This window comes from Limibacillus sp. (assembly GCA_037379885.1).
Taxonomy (GTDB): Bacteria; Pseudomonadota; Alphaproteobacteria; order Kiloniellales; family CECT-8803; genus JARRJC01.
The window spans coordinates 1-16,635 of record JARRJC010000036.1 but is presented as its reverse complement, the minus strand read 5'-3'; the positions used below and the strand labels follow the sequence as shown (position 1 = coordinate 16,635).

Annotated in this window: 16 protein-coding genes and 1 tRNA gene; 13 read left to right on the top strand and 4 right to left on the bottom strand. The window is 57.2% G+C overall.

Annotation, left to right across the window (positions count from 1 at the left end; all coding sequences use genetic code 11):
• Positions 1-246 (bottom strand): hypothetical protein (locus tag P8X75_11220; protein ID MEJ1995759.1); only part of this gene is annotated, 246 nt, incomplete at its 3' end.
• Between the two features lie 90 nt (positions 247-336).
• Between P8X75_11220 and pip the strand changes: the two genes are divergently transcribed.
• The 5 genes from pip (at position 337) to P8X75_11195 (ending at position 3,434) form a co-directional block, all read left to right on the top strand.
• On the top strand, positions 337-1,290 hold the full coding sequence (pip, locus tag P8X75_11215; GenBank protein ID MEJ1995758.1) for a prolyl aminopeptidase: 954 nt from the start codon (positions 337-339) through the stop codon (positions 1,288-1,290).
• A 93-nt stretch (positions 1,291-1,383) separates the two neighbouring features.
• Complete coding sequence (locus tag P8X75_11210) at positions 1,384-1,893, top strand: acyloxyacyl hydrolase (protein ID MEJ1995757.1); 510 nt, start codon at positions 1,384-1,386, stop codon at positions 1,891-1,893.
• 138 nt (positions 1,894-2,031) lie between these two features.
• Positions 2,032-2,108 (top strand) — tRNA-Arg (locus P8X75_11205).
• 375 nt (positions 2,109-2,483) lie between these two features.
• Positions 2,484-2,807 carry a hypothetical protein gene (locus P8X75_11200; protein MEJ1995756.1) on the top strand — a complete coding sequence of 108 codons (324 nt, stop codon included), beginning with the start codon at positions 2,484-2,486 and terminating at the stop codon, positions 2,805-2,807.
• Between the two features lie 216 nt (positions 2,808-3,023).
• Positions 3,024-3,434 carry a hypothetical protein gene (locus P8X75_11195; protein MEJ1995755.1) on the top strand — a complete coding sequence of 137 codons (411 nt, stop codon included), beginning with the start codon at positions 3,024-3,026 and terminating at the stop codon, positions 3,432-3,434.
• Between the two features lie 194 nt (positions 3,435-3,628).
• Here P8X75_11195 and P8X75_11190 read toward each other — a convergent pair whose 3' ends face one another.
• Entirely contained in the window at positions 3,629-5,236 is a 1,608-nt protein-coding gene (locus tag P8X75_11190) for an alkaline phosphatase family protein (GenBank protein ID MEJ1995754.1), read from the bottom strand.
• A 376-nt stretch (positions 5,237-5,612) separates the two neighbouring features.
• Here P8X75_11190 and P8X75_11185 point away from each other — a divergent pair, with 376 nt between their 5' ends.
• The 3 genes from P8X75_11185 to P8X75_11175 are packed head-to-tail and all read left to right on the top strand — an operon-like array spanning position 5,613 to position 7,461.
• Positions 5,613-6,605, top strand: a complete 993-nt coding sequence (locus tag P8X75_11185) for a TAXI family TRAP transporter solute-binding subunit (protein MEJ1995753.1) — start codon at positions 5,613-5,615, stop codon at positions 6,603-6,605.
• A complete protein-coding gene (locus tag P8X75_11180) occupies positions 6,602-7,087 on the top strand; it encodes a hypothetical protein (GenBank protein MEJ1995752.1) in 486 nt (161 codons plus the stop codon). Before P8X75_11185 ends, P8X75_11180 begins: the two co-directional genes overlap by 4 nt.
• A gap of 38 nt (positions 7,088-7,125) precedes the next feature.
• A complete protein-coding gene (locus tag P8X75_11175) occupies positions 7,126-7,461 on the top strand; it encodes a cyclic nucleotide-binding domain-containing protein (GenBank protein MEJ1995751.1) in 336 nt (111 codons plus the stop codon).
• Positions 7,462-7,550: 89 nt separating this feature from the next.
• Here the strand turns inward: P8X75_11175 and P8X75_11170 are convergent, their stop codons facing one another.
• Complete coding sequence (locus tag P8X75_11170) at positions 7,551-9,197, bottom strand: tetratricopeptide repeat protein (GenBank protein ID MEJ1995750.1); 1,647 nt, start codon at positions 9,195-9,197, stop codon at positions 7,551-7,553.
• Positions 9,198-9,391: 194 nt separating this feature from the next.
• Here P8X75_11170 and P8X75_11165 point away from each other — a divergent pair, with 194 nt between their 5' ends.
• On the top strand, positions 9,392-9,592 hold the full coding sequence (locus P8X75_11165; protein ID MEJ1995749.1) for a hypothetical protein: 201 nt from the start codon (positions 9,392-9,394) through the stop codon (positions 9,590-9,592).
• A 182-nt stretch (positions 9,593-9,774) separates the two neighbouring features.
• Here the strand turns inward: P8X75_11165 and P8X75_11160 are convergent, their stop codons facing one another.
• Positions 9,775-10,797 (bottom strand): AraC family transcriptional regulator ligand-binding domain-containing protein, encoded by a 1,023-nt coding sequence (locus tag P8X75_11160; GenBank protein ID MEJ1995748.1) that lies wholly within the window; start codon positions 10,795-10,797, stop codon positions 9,775-9,777.
• A 149-nt stretch (positions 10,798-10,946) separates the two neighbouring features.
• Between P8X75_11160 and P8X75_11155 the strand changes: the two genes are divergently transcribed.
• The 4 genes from P8X75_11155 (at position 10,947) to P8X75_11140 (ending at position 16,311) form a co-directional block, all read left to right on the top strand.
• On the top strand, positions 10,947-13,055 hold the full coding sequence (locus tag P8X75_11155) for an alkyl sulfatase dimerization domain-containing protein (protein MEJ1995747.1): 2,109 nt from the start codon (positions 10,947-10,949) through the stop codon (positions 13,053-13,055).
• 87 nt (positions 13,056-13,142) lie between these two features.
• Entirely contained in the window at positions 13,143-13,973 is an 831-nt protein-coding gene (locus P8X75_11150; protein MEJ1995746.1) for a hypothetical protein, read from the top strand.
• A 14-nt stretch (positions 13,974-13,987) separates the two neighbouring features.
• The gene (locus P8X75_11145) at positions 13,988-15,016 is read left to right on the top strand and encodes a DUF2860 family protein (protein ID MEJ1995745.1); all 1,029 of its coding nucleotides are present in this window, start codon (positions 13,988-13,990) and stop codon (positions 15,014-15,016) included.
• Between the two features lie 47 nt (positions 15,017-15,063).
• The gene (locus P8X75_11140) at positions 15,064-16,311 is read left to right on the top strand and encodes a BamA/TamA family outer membrane protein (protein ID MEJ1995744.1); all 1,248 of its coding nucleotides are present in this window, start codon (positions 15,064-15,066) and stop codon (positions 16,309-16,311) included.
• Positions 16,312-16,635: the final 324 nt, after the last annotated feature.

The following is a 16,635-nucleotide window of genomic DNA, read 5'->3' as shown; positions in this document are numbered from 1 at the left end:
CGCGCTCTTGACCTCGGGCGCCAGGGACCAGGCGGAGAAGTTGGCCCGGCCCAGCGGCAGCTTAGGGGCCTGCACTCCGACTAAGCGCACCTCGCCTGCGCCTTCCAAGAGGACGGTGTCGCCATCGACCACGCTGGCCACGCGCTCCCAGCGGGGCGCGCTCAGGCCGGCGGGAAGCTCCTGGGCCTGCGGGCTCGAAAGGCCCGCGAGTACGGCCAGCGTGAAGAGTGCGGTCAGGCGCGCCATAGAGGGTGCAATCGCCCGGAGGGGGCGATAAGCTTTCCGCCCGCCGGCGAGGCGCGGGGACAACAGACTACCAAGACAGATGAGGCAGGGGTGCAAAGCGATCTTTTCCCACCGATAGAGCCCTATGACAGCGGCTTTCTTCAGGTCGATTCCCTCCACCATATCCATTGGGAACTCTCCGGCAACCCGAAGGGCGAGGCCGTCGTCTTCCTGCACGGCGGTCCGGGGGCCGGCTGTGCCTCCGATCATCGGCGCTTCTTCGATCCCGAGCACTACAACATCCTGCTTTTCGACCAGCGCGGATCGGGGCGCTCTCGCCCCTACGCCGAGATCAAGGACAACAGCACCCAACATCTGATCGCGGATATCGAGACCCTTCGGCGCAAGGTCGGCGCGGAGCGCTGGCAGGTTTTCGGCGGGTCCTGGGGCTCGACCCTTGCGCTGGCCTACGCTCAGGCGCACCCCGAGGCCGTCTCGTCCCTCGTGCTGCGCGGCATCTTCCTCGCCCGCAAGGCGGAGATCGAGTGGTTCCTCTTCGGCATGCGGCATATCTTTCCCGAGGCGTGGGAGGACTTCATCGGCCTGCTGCCGGAGGGCGAGCGGAGCCGCCCGTTGGAGGCCTACTCCAAGCGCCTCAACGATCCCGACCCCAAGGTTCACCTCCCCGCCGCGCAGTCCTGGGCCGCCTATGAGGGGCGCTGCGTCACGCTCTTGCCCAATCCGGCGACGGTGCGCGCCTTCGGCGGCGCGGCCACCGCGCTGGCCCTGGCGCGCATGGAGGCGCACTACTTCATCAACGGCTGCTTCCTGGAGGAGGGCGAGTTGCTGGCGAAGATCGACCGGCTGCGCGGCATCCCGGCGGTGATCGTGCAGGGCCGTTACGACATCGTCTGCCCGGCCGTCAGCGCGGCGGACTTGAAGCGCGCCTGGCCCGAGGCCGAGTTGGTCATGGTGCCCGATGCGGGGCATTCGGCCATGGAGCCGGGCATCGCCCGTGCGCTGGTCCGGGCGACGGAGAAGTTAAAGGGCGCTAAAACGCGCTAACGCGCTTTACCTTCTTCACCCTATTGGAGTAAGTTCACGCGATTGAATCGAAAGGCCGCGGGACGGCCCGCCTATCTGTGGGGGATTGATGACATGATGGGATTTTGGCGTTCGCTGAGCGTTGCGGGGGCGATGATGGTCATGGCGGCTGGCGCCGCGCAGGCCGACGAGGCGAGCGATCCGCCGCTTCTGGCGTTCGGCGCCGGCGTCTATGACGTCTTGCAGACGGACGACGCGGCGGCCGACTTCCGGATCGAGTACCGGCATGGGCCCGCCTGGCTCGGCTTCATCAAGCCCTTCGCCGGGCTGGAGGTTACGACCGACGGCGGCGTCTGGGGCGGCGCCGGTCTGTTGCTGGACATCAAGCTGACCGACAACTTCGCCATCGGCCTGTCGTCGGGCCCCGGCCTCTACAGCGACGGCGACGGCAAGGACCTGGGCCACACGGTGGAGTTCCGTTCCCAGATCGAAGCGGCCTACATCTTCGAGGACAAGGGCCGTCTGGCGCTGGCCTTCTCTCACCTCTCCAACGCGGGCCTCGGCGACACCAACCCGGGCACCGAGGTGCTGACGCTCTACTACATGATGCCGCTGACCTTCTAAGCGCGGCCCATCATCGAAAGCTTCAGGAGCGCCGGCCCGGCACAGGCCGGCGCTCTCTCTTTTGACGCGGCAACCCGCCTCTGGCGCGTCCCCGTCCGGCCGTTGTATAAGGCCCTAACCCAAGGGCTCGCCACGGCTGTCCCCGTAGCTCAGCAGGATAGAGCATCAGATTCCTAATCTGAGGGTCGCAGGTTCGAATCCTGCCGGGGACGCCACAGTTTTCAGGGACTTAAGGCTATGGGGCCAGAACAGACCCTGGGCGAGGTTCGGCAGTAGTCCGAACTTGCGCGACTTTTCTAAAGATCCGCAAGAAAGGCAACCTAGTGACGGCGCTAGCGTGGCTTGATCTGTATTTCCCTGTTAAGGCTCGAATTTCAGGGAATTTTCTGCATCTGCTCTTTTTATATCAACTTGCCATTGCTTAACATGCTGATATATAATGATTTTCTAAAGTTTTCCCTAAAGCTATTAATAGGGAATTCCAAGGGATTATCAGGGAATTTCGGTGGTGCATCAGGGAAGACTGGTTGCGCTTGCTGATGAACGGGAGGGCTTGAGGCGCGGACAGACCAAGCGCTAGTCTTTCTCCAATGGATCGAAACGCATTCCTCCTCATATTTTTGCTGACCCTCGCCGCATGCGGTGGCGCTCCAGTCTATCATGATGTTGAGGGGCTCGACTTCTGGCGTGTCGAGACTATTGAGGGGCGCTCCTATGAAATATCGCGCCTCGGCGGTGCCCAAAACCTTTTCCTCGTGCGTAGCCAGGACGGCCAGCCGGCACTGTCCCCTCATATGCTGCGCGCGGTGAGCTTGGTTTCGCGCTGTGATAACCACAAGGTGGTGGAGGCGGCCGAGGACGGCACCAGTCTTAAGGTGCAAGGAGTCTTCTGTCCAAAAGGACGCCAGTATTAATTGTTCGCCGGGAAGCCATCCTTTCTTTCGACAGTTCGGGCGGTTTGAGTGTTGCGCCCTTACCATTCTGATTGTGGGTTGGACCGGGAGTAGATTGCGTAGCCTTTTCAGGAACCCAGACTTGCGTGTCGCTAGAAAGCTTGATTTGGTTGTTAGTAGGAATCGCCAAAAAATTGCTCGTTGAGGTTCTTTAGCTAATTATTGAGAGGCTTTTCAATGAGAAGAAAATCGATTTCAGTAGCGGCCGCCCTCATGCTCTCGGGCTGCGCTGGCAGCGAATTAACCTCTGCATCAGAGCATATTCTAACAGATGAATCCGGCAAACTGGTTTTGGAATACCGGAATGTTGAGATCCCACTCATGGTCTTGATCGAGATGCCGGGTGGCCAGGCAATGCGCCCAAGCGGCCCACCCAGCAGTTACACGATGAGCCAGGTAACTGACTACTGGATTGGTGCTACTTCTGAAGCTATGAAACGCTGTGGTTATGTTGAACTCCGACAGCAGCTGAAGAATAAATCACATGACCGATCCGCATTTGCACAGGGAGAGAATAAATTGGGGGGATCAGTGATGGTGAACTGTGGAAAGGCCAGGCGCCTGGCCGAGGCAATCCTTTCTCACTAAGCCTAGATCTATGACTTTCGGCGAAATAATGGGCGGGCGCGCGTCGTATTAGGCACGTCCCTAACCGGTCTAATTTCCACTAAAGGCGAATAGCGGACAAACTCAGGCACGCATATATGTGGGTGAGTAGCGCAGCGACAATCGGCGCGCGAGACGCAAGCTGCGCCAAATCCCCTCGAACTGTTTATGACGCGTTATTGCCCCAAGACTTCCAACAGAACCTGGCCTGTCGCACCCGAGGGCGGACGAGTTCCAGCGACAGCGGCCAACGTCAAGGCAACATCAATCGTGTGAACACGGCGGGATACAGTCTGAGGTGCGATATCCCAGCCCGCAAAAAGGATCGGGACAAATGTGTCATAGCGCCAAGGCGACCCATGGGTAACCGTCACCGAAAGGCCATCCATATCATTGATGAACCACTCTGGCTTGAAAACCACGTAAATATCGCCGGACCTATCAGGGTGGTAGTTGTTCAGAACAGCCCGCATAAGCGCGTTGTCGGGCAATGATCCCTCGCGGAGGCGCGAACTGGGCACCGCATAGGCGACGCCCTCAAATGCTACCAGCTCATCTGCGATGGCTGTTTCAAGCGCCACCCTGTCGATGTCGGGATCGTTGATGATCTCCTCTGAAAGATAGAGGTATGGATGGTCGTAGCCCTCGAACAACGGGCCGACTATGCCAAACTGGGACTTGATGCGTTCCACGGCGGCGTCCGAATCCCATTCATCCGGTTTGACATAGCCTCCAGGCATTCCAAGCGACTGCAGATAGCCTGGCGCTTCAGGCGCACCATGGTCGGCTGAGAGCACAATCAAAGTGTTCTCAAGTCCGATCTCTGCATCGATATAGGTAAAGAGATCGGCCAACGTGCGATCTAGCTGAAGGAGGTTGTCTTCTGCTTCCAGGCTCGAGGGGCCAAAGAAATGGCCCACATAGTCGGTCACGGAAAAGCTGAGGCCCAGAAAATCGGTTACCTCATCATCTCCCAGGCCCTCGGCGTCGATAAGGGTTTTTGCGAAATCCGCCGTCATCCTGTCGCCGAAAGGGCTGAGGGTGAGAAGGGTGGTGAAGTACTTGTCGTCGACGGTTCCAAGCGGGTGCGGGAAGGTGCGCCCGAAACCTGCAAAGTCAGGCTCCCAATCCTGATTATCTCGCTCGCCAAAAAGATAGGTGTCGAGCGGGTTCAATAACTCCCAGGACATTCCACTGTAGCTCTGCGGCAGACCATCGGCATTCCATGCGTTCACCCAACTCGGGTAGGCGTCGTAATAGTAGTTGCTGGTCACAAACTGGCCCGCCGATTTGGAGAACCAAAATGCCTTGCCAGTGTGCCCAGCCATTGAGACAGCGCCACGATCCTTTATTGAGACGCCAAAGACTTTGGCGCGCCCCACCGTATTGAGAGTGAGTTCATCCCCAAAGGTCGATGTCAGGATCGTAAGCGGTGACCGGCCATCGCTCTTTGCAGCGCGTTGTGTCGGGTCAATCTCAGTGGATTCGTCTACATCGGCCCCGCTGGTAAGGATCGAGTATTCTGGGTCTTCGATGTTGTAGACGGTCCGTCCCTCAGATCGGTCATACCATAGGTTACCAACCATTCCATGAGCCGCGGGGGTCGCGCCGGTCGCCAGCGTGGTGTGCCCGACAATCGTTTCCGTGTTGGCGTGGGTATGGTGGGCATTGTCGTAGTGAATCCCTTGCTCCAACAGGTAGCGGAATCCACCTACGCCAAACTGGTCAAAGTGCCTAGTCGGCAAATCGCCGCGAAGTTGATCAACGGTGATCTGGAGGATCAAACGAGGTGTGTCCTGAGCAACGACAACCGCTGGACACACGGCTAAAGCAAAAAAGAACAGACCCATAAATCTTAAGGGAGGCGGCATGAGACCCTCAGGGCTAATGATTGATTCCCAACAACAGGATTGAAGCATTGTCCGATGAAAAGCATCAATGCTTTTTGGGAGAGATATCTATAGCAATCCATCTTGTGCAATTAGCAGCAGACCCCTGCCACCAAGTTTCATTCTGTTGAGTGTCCGCTATTGGCTAGAAGCAGACATTCCGTCATACGAGGACAGCTACCGCCTTTTCCCTTGAGAAGCTGGAATGTGCTTCTCACCCGCGATATAGAAATTTAATCTTCTTCAGAGTTTTGTCTTGGTGCGGGGAAACATGAAAACTTGGATCTTGGTTTCAATTGCAGGCTTGGCAGGGGTTTTGATCGGTGCTTTCGCCCCGCTAGGCGACGAGAGCAATGCACCCCCACCCAGAACTGGCGACACATTCAGCATTGGCGGGGGTTGGCTGACCGGCAACTATTACCCGGCGGCCGGCGCGATTTGCAATCAACTGCAAGCCACCGAGGGTTTTGAGGAAGACTGCCTGGTCCGACCATCGCATGGATCCATTGAGAACCTGCAGGCCCTGAGGGAGGGGTTGAACAGCTTCGCCATCGTGCAGAGCGACTGGCAGTTTCACGCCTACCACGGGACCTCCCTCTTCGAGGAGGAGGGCGCCTTCACGACCCTTCGCTCCATCATGACCCTTTACGGTGAGGCGGCCAGTTTGCTGGTGCGCCCCGGGGTCGATGCTGAAGACATGAACGATCTGAAGGGCTTGCGCATCAGCATCGGTGAGGAAGGAAGCGGGACCGCGGCGACATGGCAGGCCGTCGCCGAGGCCGCGGGCTGGAGCGGCGCGGACCTCGCCGCAGCGCAGAAGCTCGGCTCGCTGGATGCGATTGCCGGCCTCTGCGCGGGTGACCTGGATGCCATCTTCTGGATCGTCGGCCATCCCTCCTCCGTGACGCTGGAGGTGATCGAGCGGTGCGGCGCAACGCTGCTGCCCGTCCACGCCTCGGCGGTCGACACGCTGGTAGAGGAGAATCCCTATTTCCTGAAAATCACCCTGCTCGCCGACGGCTACCCGGGGCAGACTGAGGCCATAGAAACCCTGGGCGTCGGAGCGTCGCTGGTGACGCGTCAGGATGTGCCTGCCGCCCTAGTTGAGGGGCTCACGGCCGCCGTACTCGACGACATCGACGGCTTCCGCGCGGCCCACCCGGCGCTCACGGGCTTTGGCAAAGCGAGCGCAATCGGGGGCGGGCTCTCCGCCCCGCTGCACGACGGCGCGAAATCCGCCCTGGAAGAAAGAGGTGTGCGATGACGGCACGCGCCTCCGGCCTCGCGCTGGCGCCCGCCTTCCTGAGCGATGAACGCGGCGCAACGCTCATTGAGTACACCATTCTCCTAAGCTTCGTGGCCGCCGTGGGCGTTGCCGTCGTATGGCCCGTCGCGATGAAAGTGGAAAGCCAGTTCGCCGCGCTGCAAACGGCCCTCGTCTATACCCCGAGCACGGTGGCGCCCGACCACGACACCAGCAATGCGATCACGCATCAGACCGTCATCGGGTCGATCCACAACGACCACGCGGTGCTCTCTCCTGGCAGCGGTACGGGAGGCTCTAGCGGCTCCGGTGGCGGTGGAACGGTTGCTGCGAGCAGTGGGTCGGGGAGTGGCGGGACGGGAAGCACCGGCGGAACCGGCGGCTCCTCGCTCCCGACAACCTCATTGTCCGCGTCTTTTCACAACTGCGGGTCGGGTTTCTGGAACGCGCACGCGGGCAAATGCGTGGGCAGGCACCATTGATCGCACCGGGTTCATGACCCCTTACAGCCGGAGTCCAGATGAAGAGACGCAACTTCCAAAGCAGCGAAAACATTTTCAAGCAGGGCGAGCCGGCCGACCGCGCTTTCCTGCTTGTCGAGGGTGAGGTCGCCTTTTTCCAAGGACGGGACCGGATCCTAGACGTCGGCCGGGGACGCTTTTTCGGCGACCTTCAACTCTTCAAGAACGGCAGCTACCCGGCGACGGCCGTGACGCTTGAACCCAGCATCGTGATCGAATTCACGGCCGAGGAGCTTCTGGATCACCTCGGCAGCGACCGCGAAGCCCTCAAGAATTACCTCACCGATGTCGAAGACCGGGTGGAGGAATTGCTTGAGATGCTCATTAAGAGGTAGGCCGCCAAATAACGATAGCACCCTCCAGAAGCAGGCACGTCCAAGTCCGGAAGTGGCTAAAAACGGACGGAGGCAACACCGAAGATCGACTAGGCTGGAGCACCTGCCTTTCGAAGTGCTGCAAAGAGATGCTCATGCTCTTTTTTATCACGGTATGGCATTGCCGCTTCCCAATAGCTTTTCCAGCCGCTCAGCGCGCGTCCGGGAAAGACAGGCATTACCTTTTCATTTTGATCGTAAAAGAGTTCGAGAGCGTGCTGGGCCTCCTCCTGTTGGCCATGCATGGCGTAGGATGCCGCAAGCCAGCCCAGCACCTCAGGTAAATCTGTGTCGCTTCTCTTAAGATCCTCAATGGCTCGTTCGTAATTCCGCAGGGAGAAATAAGTGATTCCGCGAAGCCACGGCAACCACTGCAGGTCGAAGGGATCGATCCGCATGGCCCTATCAAATTCCTCCAGAGACTGGTCGTAATCGGAAACGATCGTCAGGAACCAAGCATAGACTCCGCGGGCTTCAGGATCATTTGGATTAAGCTCTATAGCCTTCTCGAGATGGAACCGTGCCTTATCAAACTGCCGCTTGAGGATGCAAATTTCTCCCATGGCCCAATTGGCTCTGCTGCTCGCCGCATCGAGCTCGATCGCAATCTGCGCCGCCTTTGTAGCTTCATTGATCGCCAGATCACGGTCCGCAACGAGGTATGCCATCCATTCCATAAAATAGCTGACCGCAATCAAGGCGAAGGCCTCAGCGTTTGCCCGGTCCATCTCTATCGATTTCTCAAGCCACGCCCTTGCTTCCCGAATGCTCACTACTTCAATATTGAATAGAAGGTCTTTACCTCGCAAAAAATAGTCATAAGCCTGAAATTGGTGCTCGCTAAGGACCTTTAGGCGACCTCGACGATAGGTCTCAATCCGGCCGAGGACCATTCGCGATATGGCCTGAACGATTTCGTCTTGGACCGTGAAGATGTCCTCGAGTTTCCGATCGTAGCGCTCGGCCCAAAGATGCAATCCGTCTTCGCTATCCAGCAGCTGTGCAGTCACGCGCACCCGGTCACCTGCCTTTCGCACGCTTCCTTCGATAAGGTATCTGATGCCGAGTTGGCGGCCGATTTCTGGAGCCACAACTGTCTGCCCCTTAAAGGCGAAGGATGAATTGCGGGCTATCACAAACAGTGAGCGATGGTGGGAAAGCTCAGTAATGATGTCTTCGGTGATGCCGTTAGCGAAGTAGTCTTGCTCGGAATCCCCGGACATGTTGAGGAAAGGCATGACGGCGATCGAGGGTTTGTGGGGAAGCGGGAGAGCTTCCTGCTCGGTCTCAATCTGCGCCTTGTCTTCGAGCCGCAATCTCTCGTCGCGTAACCAGTCATCGAAGGCCGGATCACTAATATGCAAGCCTTCAAGAAACCCTTGATCAGGCAAGGGGTTTTCTAAAGTCACAAATTTTGGATCGAGCGCAACGTCATCATGGGTCGTAATAACCGCTTTTGCGGCCCCTTCTCCTAAGTCTCTGCGAAGGCCGCTCAAGGCTTGACGCAGCGACCCACGCGCTTGCTCATCGCCCCGCTCGGACCACAGAAGCGCCATAATGGTCTCACGGCTTCGCGGCTTGCCAAGCGGTGAGGCAAGGTACGCTAAAAGCGCTTTCGCCTTTCTTGATTTGATCGAGATTTCTCTACCTCGAGAATCCCAAGCTCGAAACCGTCCATGAAGCTTAAGGGTCAACATTGGCGGCCACTCGATTCTCTAAATTCATCCGCTATGGCGCATTTCACGGCTTATTCGCGCCCTTCGCAATCTTGATTCACGCCATAGCGCCATTCGTTCACGCCTGGCAAACGGCTGATTCACGCTCCGACCTTAGCATCAATTCAGTCAGGCAGGGCGGATCGGCCGCCAGCCGCAATCTCAAGAGGCAGACCATGACATTCTTCGACAGCACTCCGGCCGGTGCATTGGTGAACGCACTTGATGCTGCAGCTGAGAGCGATCGGAAGGCCCTCAGGCGACAGACAACTACTCCATCCAAGAGCGGAGCTCGGCGCGTCACCTTGGAGGGGTTGGTTGATCAGTTCCGCAAGCTGATCGCGTCCATGGAAAGAAAGGAAGCCAAAACGTCGTGAGGCGCTATTTCCACAGGGCAGAGCGGAGCAGTCCTGGTGGAGACTGGACAATGTCCGCTATTGGCTAGAAGCCCGACACTCTAGAAGGCTAAATTAGCAGCTCCACATTCAAATCTATCCTTAGAAATTGTGGCTCTTCAACGCTCACAATTTAGCATCAGCAGATCTATTGATTTGGCGTTCTAACGCGAGCCGGGAGAGGAGCTTCTGCGAAAATCAGTGGGATAGCACCCATACCAGCGGCAGAAAGCTCTCGAGAAGCTGGACAGCTCTTCATAACCAATATTATAAGCAATTTCTGTAATGCTATGATTATTCTCATTTAATAGCATCAATGATTTTTCCATGCGGACTTTTAAAAGAATATCACGATACATGGCGCCCCCTAATCTTAATTCTGATTGCAGACGCCTCTTTGATACATCCAATGATCTCGCAAGGCCCTCTATGTCAGTCTCTCCATCTAGCAATCTAAGCCTTATTAAATCTTCAATTCTATTTATAAATGTTTTTTCTTCGTCTTTTTTGTAAAAAGAATCTAAATCATCTGGAGTAATGATTTTTCTTTTCTCATCATTCATTTTTTTGTTTTTATAAATTTCTTTTTCTTTGAAAGCTATTCCTATACCGCATCTTCCGAATCTGATGTTCACGTGCAAACAATCTTCGAGCGCGCTCCCACTTTCATCCGACGGATAGTCCAGCTCGGCCCACTCAGGTAGCCAGGTTGGCCCCAGATAGCGCCGCGCAACATTAATCATGGCGGGTAATACATGGTCGGAATGCTGCTTAAATCGCAGCCTTCCAATCTTGGGAGGATGATAGGCCCATATTGCATAGTCCGCCTCATGCCGAAGGCTCATTCTACCTCCGTCTTGATAGGCTGAAATTGTTCTAATCGACCGACGAATAGCTCCGGCCAGCGTGGAACTGGCGCAAAGGTACTGCGCCCATATTCCGTATGCTCCGTGGTCCATTCCAAGACCAACGCGAAGACCGAATGCTCGGTCACCAACCTGATGGGCTGCCTCCTCGAAGAGACGCAACATCGAGATGAAAGGTACTCTTTTCTCAAGATCATCAATAATCGCTTGAGGCATGCCACTCCGAGAAAAAGCACGCTCAACCGCTCTCTCGCTGGCCATCCGCTCTAACAGTGTTGGAAGCGGCCCCATACCAACGCCGCGAGTGGTGACGATCTTCATATTCATCCCAACGAGCTTAATGCTCAATTATTGCGCAAAATGACAAGCCATCCGGCACCGATCATATAGTGTGATCACACAGGCCGGCGATAGATGAACATCGTCTCGGCGGCATTTAGCTTATCACCCAAAGATGCGAGGCTCCCATAATGCGCTATCTCTTCTCACCGAAGCCGCTGACGGCTCTCCTTGGCCTGCTTATGTTTTCCTACACCGCACCCGCGCTTGCTGCGGGTGGAGGTGACGTCCTTAGCGACCCGGGCGCGTTGAAAGGCGAGCATTTCGATCCGAAGGGCAAACAGCCCTCTGACTACACATTGGAGATTATCGAAGGTCTGCGCGAGAGCCTTCCTTTCGATGATGAGCGGGACTTCGAGGAGGCCAAGCGGGGCTTCATTGCCGCGCCCGACTACCGCCAGATCATGGCTGAAGCGGGGAATGTGGCCTGGGACATCGGCAGCTACGATTGGCTGCTGGAAGGCAGGGACTTCGATTCCATCCACCCTTCGCTGCAGCGCCAGGCCGTGCTGAACATGAACTACGGTCTCTACGAAGTGCTGGAAGACAAGATCTACCAGGTGCGGGGCTTCGACCTCGCCAATTTCACCGTGGTTAAGAGCGACAGCGGCTGGATCGTCTTCGACCCACTTACCGCGAAGGAAACGGCCGCCGCCGCCCTGGAACTGGTGAACCAAGAGCTCGGCGCGCGCCCCGTGGTGGCAGTTGTCTACTCTCACTCGCACGCCGACCACTTCGGCGGCGTGCGCGGCGTCGTCGAGGAAGCCGACGTGCGCAGCGGCAAGGTGAAGGTCATCGCGCCCGTGGGCTTCATGGACCACGCCGTCTCAGAGAACGTCTATGCTGGTAACGCCATGAACCGGCGGCTTTTCTATCAATATGGCGTTCTTCTGCCCCGCAGCCCCTTCGGTCATGTTGATCAGTCGATCGGCAAGAACACCGCCGCGGGCAACCTTGGCCTGATAGAACCCAATGTCATCATCGCGGATGACATCGAGGAACTGACCGTCGACGGCGTGCGGATGGTGTTCCAGAACACCCCCGGCACCGAGGCGCCTGCGGAGATGAACACCTACTTCCCGGACATGAAGGCCTTCTGGGCGGCGGAGAACATCACCGGGACGATCCACAATATCTACACGCTGCGCGGCGCGCTGGTGCGCGATGCCTTGGAGTGGTCCAAGCAGATCAACCGGGCGCTCTACCTCTTTGGGCAGGAGGCCGAGGTGATGTTCGCCTCGCATAGTTGGCCGCGGTGGGGCAATGAGCGCATCCAGGAGGTCATGCGGGCGCAGCGAGATACCTATGGCCATCTGAATAATGGTGTTCTGCACCTGGCCAATCAGGGCGTGACCATCAACGAGATGCATAATGAGTACAAGGTGCCCGAGAGCCTCCAGCAACAGTGGTCAGCTCGCAGCTACCATGGATCGGTCGAGCACAATAGCCGCGCCGTCATCAACCGCTACCTGGGCTACTGGGACGGCAACCCCACGACGCTGATTCCTCTCAATCCTGAGGACTCCGCCCCCCTCTACGTCGAGATGATGGGCGGCGCTCAGCCAATCCTGGCCAAGGGCCGCGATCTTTATAACGCTGGGGAATACAAGCTCGCCCAGGAAATCCTGAACAAGCTGGTCTATGCGGAGCCTGGCAATCAAGACGCCAAGGATTTGCTTGCCGACGTGTTCGAGCAGATCGGCTATCAGCAGGAAAGCCCGAGTGTCCGCAACTCCTTCCTGGCCGCTGCCTATGAGCTGCGCAATGGCATTCCCACCGGCGCATCGCCTAAGTCGTCGGGACCGGACATGATCCGGGCCATGTCAACGGAGCTGTGGCTGGACTTCTTGGGCGTCCGCCTGGATAGCGATAAGGCGGGCGACCGGGAGTTCACCATCAATCTCGCAACGCCGGACAATGGTGAGCAATTCGTGGTGGAACTAAGTAACGGCACGCTCACAAACATCGAGGGCTTCGAGGCCGCAGACGCTGACCTCTTTGTCACGATCAATCGGAGTGACCTGGAGCCGGTAATGGCTGGAGCAATTACGATGGACCAACAGATCACCGACGGAAAAGCTGTCCTCGAAGGAAACCGCGAGGTCTATGAGGCCTTGAAGGACATGTTGGTGAACTTCGAGATTGGTTTCGAGATCATGCCGGGAACCGGTGAAGCGGACATCTCACCCGATTACAACACCTTCGAGCAGGAGCCGTTGGGCGACACCGCTGGTGGCTGACCTCCGCGCCACCATGATCAAGGAGGCCGGCCCGATCCCGTTCTGGCCGGCCTCTGCCCAACTCATGTATGGGAAGGTTTGGAAGATATGACGGCGTTACCGACCCGCCATGTTTCACCCGGGAGATCAGAGGGGCGAGGATCCGCGTCGGGTCTCGTCCTGCTTGTCGCCATGCTGCTGATTTCGGTGCCGACGGCAAAGCAGGCGAGCGCTGCTGAGGAATGGGAGTTCGTCGTGGCGCCCTATCTTCTGGCGCCGAACATCACGGGCGACACAGGGGTGGGCCGTTTCGTGAACGGCGCAAATGTCGATGTCGATACCGGCGATATTCTAGACGCCCTCGATCTTGGCGGCATGATTCATGCTGAAGCGAGGCACGCGAGCGGCTTTGGCATCATGACCGATTTGGCCTTCATGGATCTCTCGTCGAAGACTCCTGGTCCGCTCCTCCCAAACGCCACCATTAAGGGAGAGGTTTTCCAGGGCATTCTGGAAGCTTACGGCACCTACCGCTTCGATCTTTTCCGCGACAAGATTGACGTCTATGGGGGCCTGCGCTGGTGGCACATGGACGTGAAGCTGACCCGGCAGAATGCGCCTGGACCGGCACCCGCCAACCTGATCGATATCAGCGAGGATTGGATCGATCCGGTGGTAGGCGCGCGTTGGGTCGCCCAACTGGGTGAGGATTGGCGATCCAGCTTTGCCGCGGACGTCGGCGGCTTCGGGATAGGATCGGATTTCAGCCTCTCGCTGCAAGCCTTGGCTCTCTACGATTTTTCGAAGTCAATGTCGTTTGCCTTCGGCTACCGGGTCCTGACCGTGGACTACGACAATGGGAAAGCCGGCACACCCAACTACTTCGCTTACGACACCATCACTCACGGACCAATGGTCGGTGTGGCCTTCAGGTTTTAGGAAGAGTAATGACAATGATTATCAAAGGGTTGATGGCTCAAGCCATGGCGCGGAGGCTTTTCACGTCTGTTGCCTGTTTATGCAGTATCGCCGGCGTTGCGCAAGCGCAAGAGGCCAGGCCGAGCGAAGGCTTCTCGGGGTTTGTCAGCGCCCTGGTGGGCGTTGCCGAGGTGGAATCCCAGTTTCAGACCGACGACGACAATCGGGTGACGACGTCGCTTTTCAGTTCCGGCGACAGCGCCACGGTTCCCGCCTTCGCGGTGCCTTTTGAATTGGCCTACATGGTTACGGACTGGAACACCCAATTTTTTGTGGGAATTCCCGGCGAGAACCTTCGAGAGGGTAGCTTCTTCCAGTGGGAAATTGGCGCACGCTATTGGCTCCAGGACAACACCCGGCTGGCGCTGAGTTTTCTTCCGCCCTCCCTAGCTTCCGCTGAAACCTGGTCGGACCCGTTCCTGGTCAATTCGCCCCGGCAGAAGACGGACATCGATTCGCTTGGCTTCAAGCTCCGGGCCGATAACATCGCTGGCTCGCGCTTTGGTTTGCGCTATGAGTACCTGAACCGGGAGATAGACAATGAGCAGAGCGGACAATCCCTGATGCTGACGCCTGCTCAATTGCAGCTTCTCGATCGCGATACGACCTTTCACCGCTTTACCGTCACCTACGCGCACCCGCTGGGGGACGGTTGGTGGCTCCGCCCCGCGCTTCGCTACGTTTTCGCAGACGCAGAAGGCGATTCGAACAGCTTCAACGCGATCCGCCCGGAAATAGGCGTCTTCTATGGCGCCGAGACCTTCGATTTTAGCGCAAACTTCGTCTACGAAGCTCAATGGTTTGACGAGGACAACCCCATCTTCAGCAAGGCACGGGACGACTCCCTCTATCGGGCCACCGTCGCTTACGGATACAAAGAGCCCTTTGGTTGGGAAAACTTCAGGTTCGAGGTCATAGGATCGGCAGCCCTAAGTGACTCCGACATAAGTTTCTACGACACCAAGGCGTTTTTGCTTTTAAGCGGACTCACTTACAGCTTTTGATGTCTTCTGGTCGCACCCTAGGGATTATAAGATCTCTGCTTGCCTTGATGCTTGCCGCTGCCGGAGTGAGCCACTGCAACTCAGCTTCGGCAGAAGAACCAAGCGACTATGCCAATCTCAAGTTGAGCCTCCCCTACGGTTTCTTCAGCGAGTCTTTCGGGCTTGCTGGAGGGTGGGTCGAGGGACGGGTTGGCTATCCGCAACCGCAAGCATCAGTGCTAGGGACTGTAATGGCCGGATCAAGCGGATCGGTGCTTGGTTTCGTCATGGCGCGCGACCTGCAATTTCCTTCCGCGCGCCGGCTGTTCGTGGATCCAATCTTCTCCATCGGTTACTTCAACGACTTCGACGCTTACGTCAGTGGAAATTCGGCCTTCCCAAATGAGCGGGCCGGCACGAACGATTCCAGCAAGGATAACTTTGTCACGGGTGACGGCTTCGACAACTTCGCGCGCATGCGCTTCAAATACCTGCTTCCGCTCGGCCATGGCGCCCAGCACATACGGCCCGATTACGATGTTTTGAATGGATACCTCGCTGATGGCGCAACGGGTGGCAGCTCCCTAAATCCCCTCAAGAGTGGCCGAAGCTTTTTGGAGATTCGGCCCTTTTATAGATCGCAGCAGGTCGACAGCGCTGACTTTAGCGATGACATCCAGACAAACGGTTTGGATGTCACCTTCTTTTGGGACAATAGGGATTTTCCCATCAATCCCACAAAGGGAAACGGGCTTAAATTGCAAGTCTCAAGAGACTTCGGCTGGCTCGACAGCTCGGATTCCTGGACGGTGCTTCAGGCGGAGTTCGACGCCTATTACGATTTCGGCGAAAGCGAATGGTTCCGGAGCAGCATCCTAGCCTTCGATTTTTGGACCGCCGACACGCCATCTTGGGAGGAAAGTGACGGAAAGGTAAGCCACCGGCCACCAGCCTATACTGGTGCCACGCTTGGTGGGCTTTGGCGAATGAGGGGCTTTCCCACCCAGCGTTTCAATGATCGTTCTGCCATCTACTACGGCACAGAGCTGCGCCTGACGCCGAAATGGAACCCCTTTGACAATTGGCCAAAGGTTCAGAAATACTTTGGAGTCGAGTGGATACAGGTCGCTCCCTTCTTCGAGTTGGGACGGGTCGCCAGCGATTATAACCTTGGCGACCTTCACACGGACATGCAGTGGGACGTAGGCCTTGGTATCCGCACATGGGCCCAGGGCTTTGTACTGCGCGCTGACACTGCCATTTCAGAGGAGGGCGTCGGCGTTCAAATGATGATCGATTACCCCTTCCAGTTTTAAGTAACCCTGAGATGCAACACCGCGGAGCGGCGGTGTGTATTTTGGGGGTGAGGCGTGTGGGGCGGTTTATGCAGATCTGCTAGACTATTGGTCCAGACAAGGCTCAGACATTATAGGAGGCGATCATCGGCCCACTTCTTGATCTTCTCGCAGCGCTTATCGAGGCCTTGGGTTAGGGGGCGCAGGTAGTCAGCTTAGAGGCGGAGGGGGATGAATCCTATAAAGCATTCAATTTAATGAATATAATACCTATTATCTCTTTGTTCCTCCGCTTGCCTTTGCCACCACTGCCTCCTTAACCTCATCCCCCACCACCCCTGGGGG

Bases quoted from the DNA above. Each gene is read 5' to 3' on its own strand.
- P8X75_11195 (MEJ1995755.1), top strand. From the start codon at position 3,024: ATGAGAAGAAAATCGATTTCAGTAGCGGCCGCCCTCATGCTCTCGGGC.
- P8X75_11155 (MEJ1995747.1), top strand. From the start codon at position 10,947: ATGCGCTATCTCTTCTCACCGAAGCCGCTGACGGCTCTCCTTGGCCTG.
- P8X75_11165 (MEJ1995749.1), top strand. From the start codon at position 9,392: ATGACATTCTTCGACAGCACTCCGGCCGGTGCATTGGTGAACGCACTT.
- P8X75_11160 (MEJ1995748.1), bottom strand. From the start codon at position 10,797: ATGAAGATCGTCACCACTCGCGGCGTTGGTATGGGGCCGCTTCCAACA.
- P8X75_11185 (MEJ1995753.1), top strand. From the start codon at position 5,613: ATGAAAACTTGGATCTTGGTTTCAATTGCAGGCTTGGCAGGGGTTTTG.
- P8X75_11210 (MEJ1995757.1), top strand. From the start codon at position 1,384: ATGATGGGATTTTGGCGTTCGCTGAGCGTTGCGGGGGCGATGATGGTC.
- P8X75_11170 (MEJ1995750.1), bottom strand. From the start codon at position 9,197: ATGTTGACCCTTAAGCTTCATGGACGGTTTCGAGCTTGGGATTCTCGA.
- P8X75_11145 (MEJ1995745.1), top strand. From the start codon at position 13,988: ATGATTATCAAAGGGTTGATGGCTCAAGCCATGGCGCGGAGGCTTTTC.
- P8X75_11150 (MEJ1995746.1), top strand. From the start codon at position 13,143: ATGACGGCGTTACCGACCCGCCATGTTTCACCCGGGAGATCAGAGGGG.
- P8X75_11140 (MEJ1995744.1), top strand. From the start codon at position 15,064: ATGCTTGCCGCTGCCGGAGTGAGCCACTGCAACTCAGCTTCGGCAGAA.
- P8X75_11180 (MEJ1995752.1), top strand. From the start codon at position 6,602: ATGACGGCACGCGCCTCCGGCCTCGCGCTGGCGCCCGCCTTCCTGAGC.
- P8X75_11200 (MEJ1995756.1), top strand. From the start codon at position 2,484: ATGGATCGAAACGCATTCCTCCTCATATTTTTGCTGACCCTCGCCGCA.
- P8X75_11175 (MEJ1995751.1), top strand. From the start codon at position 7,126: ATGAAGAGACGCAACTTCCAAAGCAGCGAAAACATTTTCAAGCAGGGC.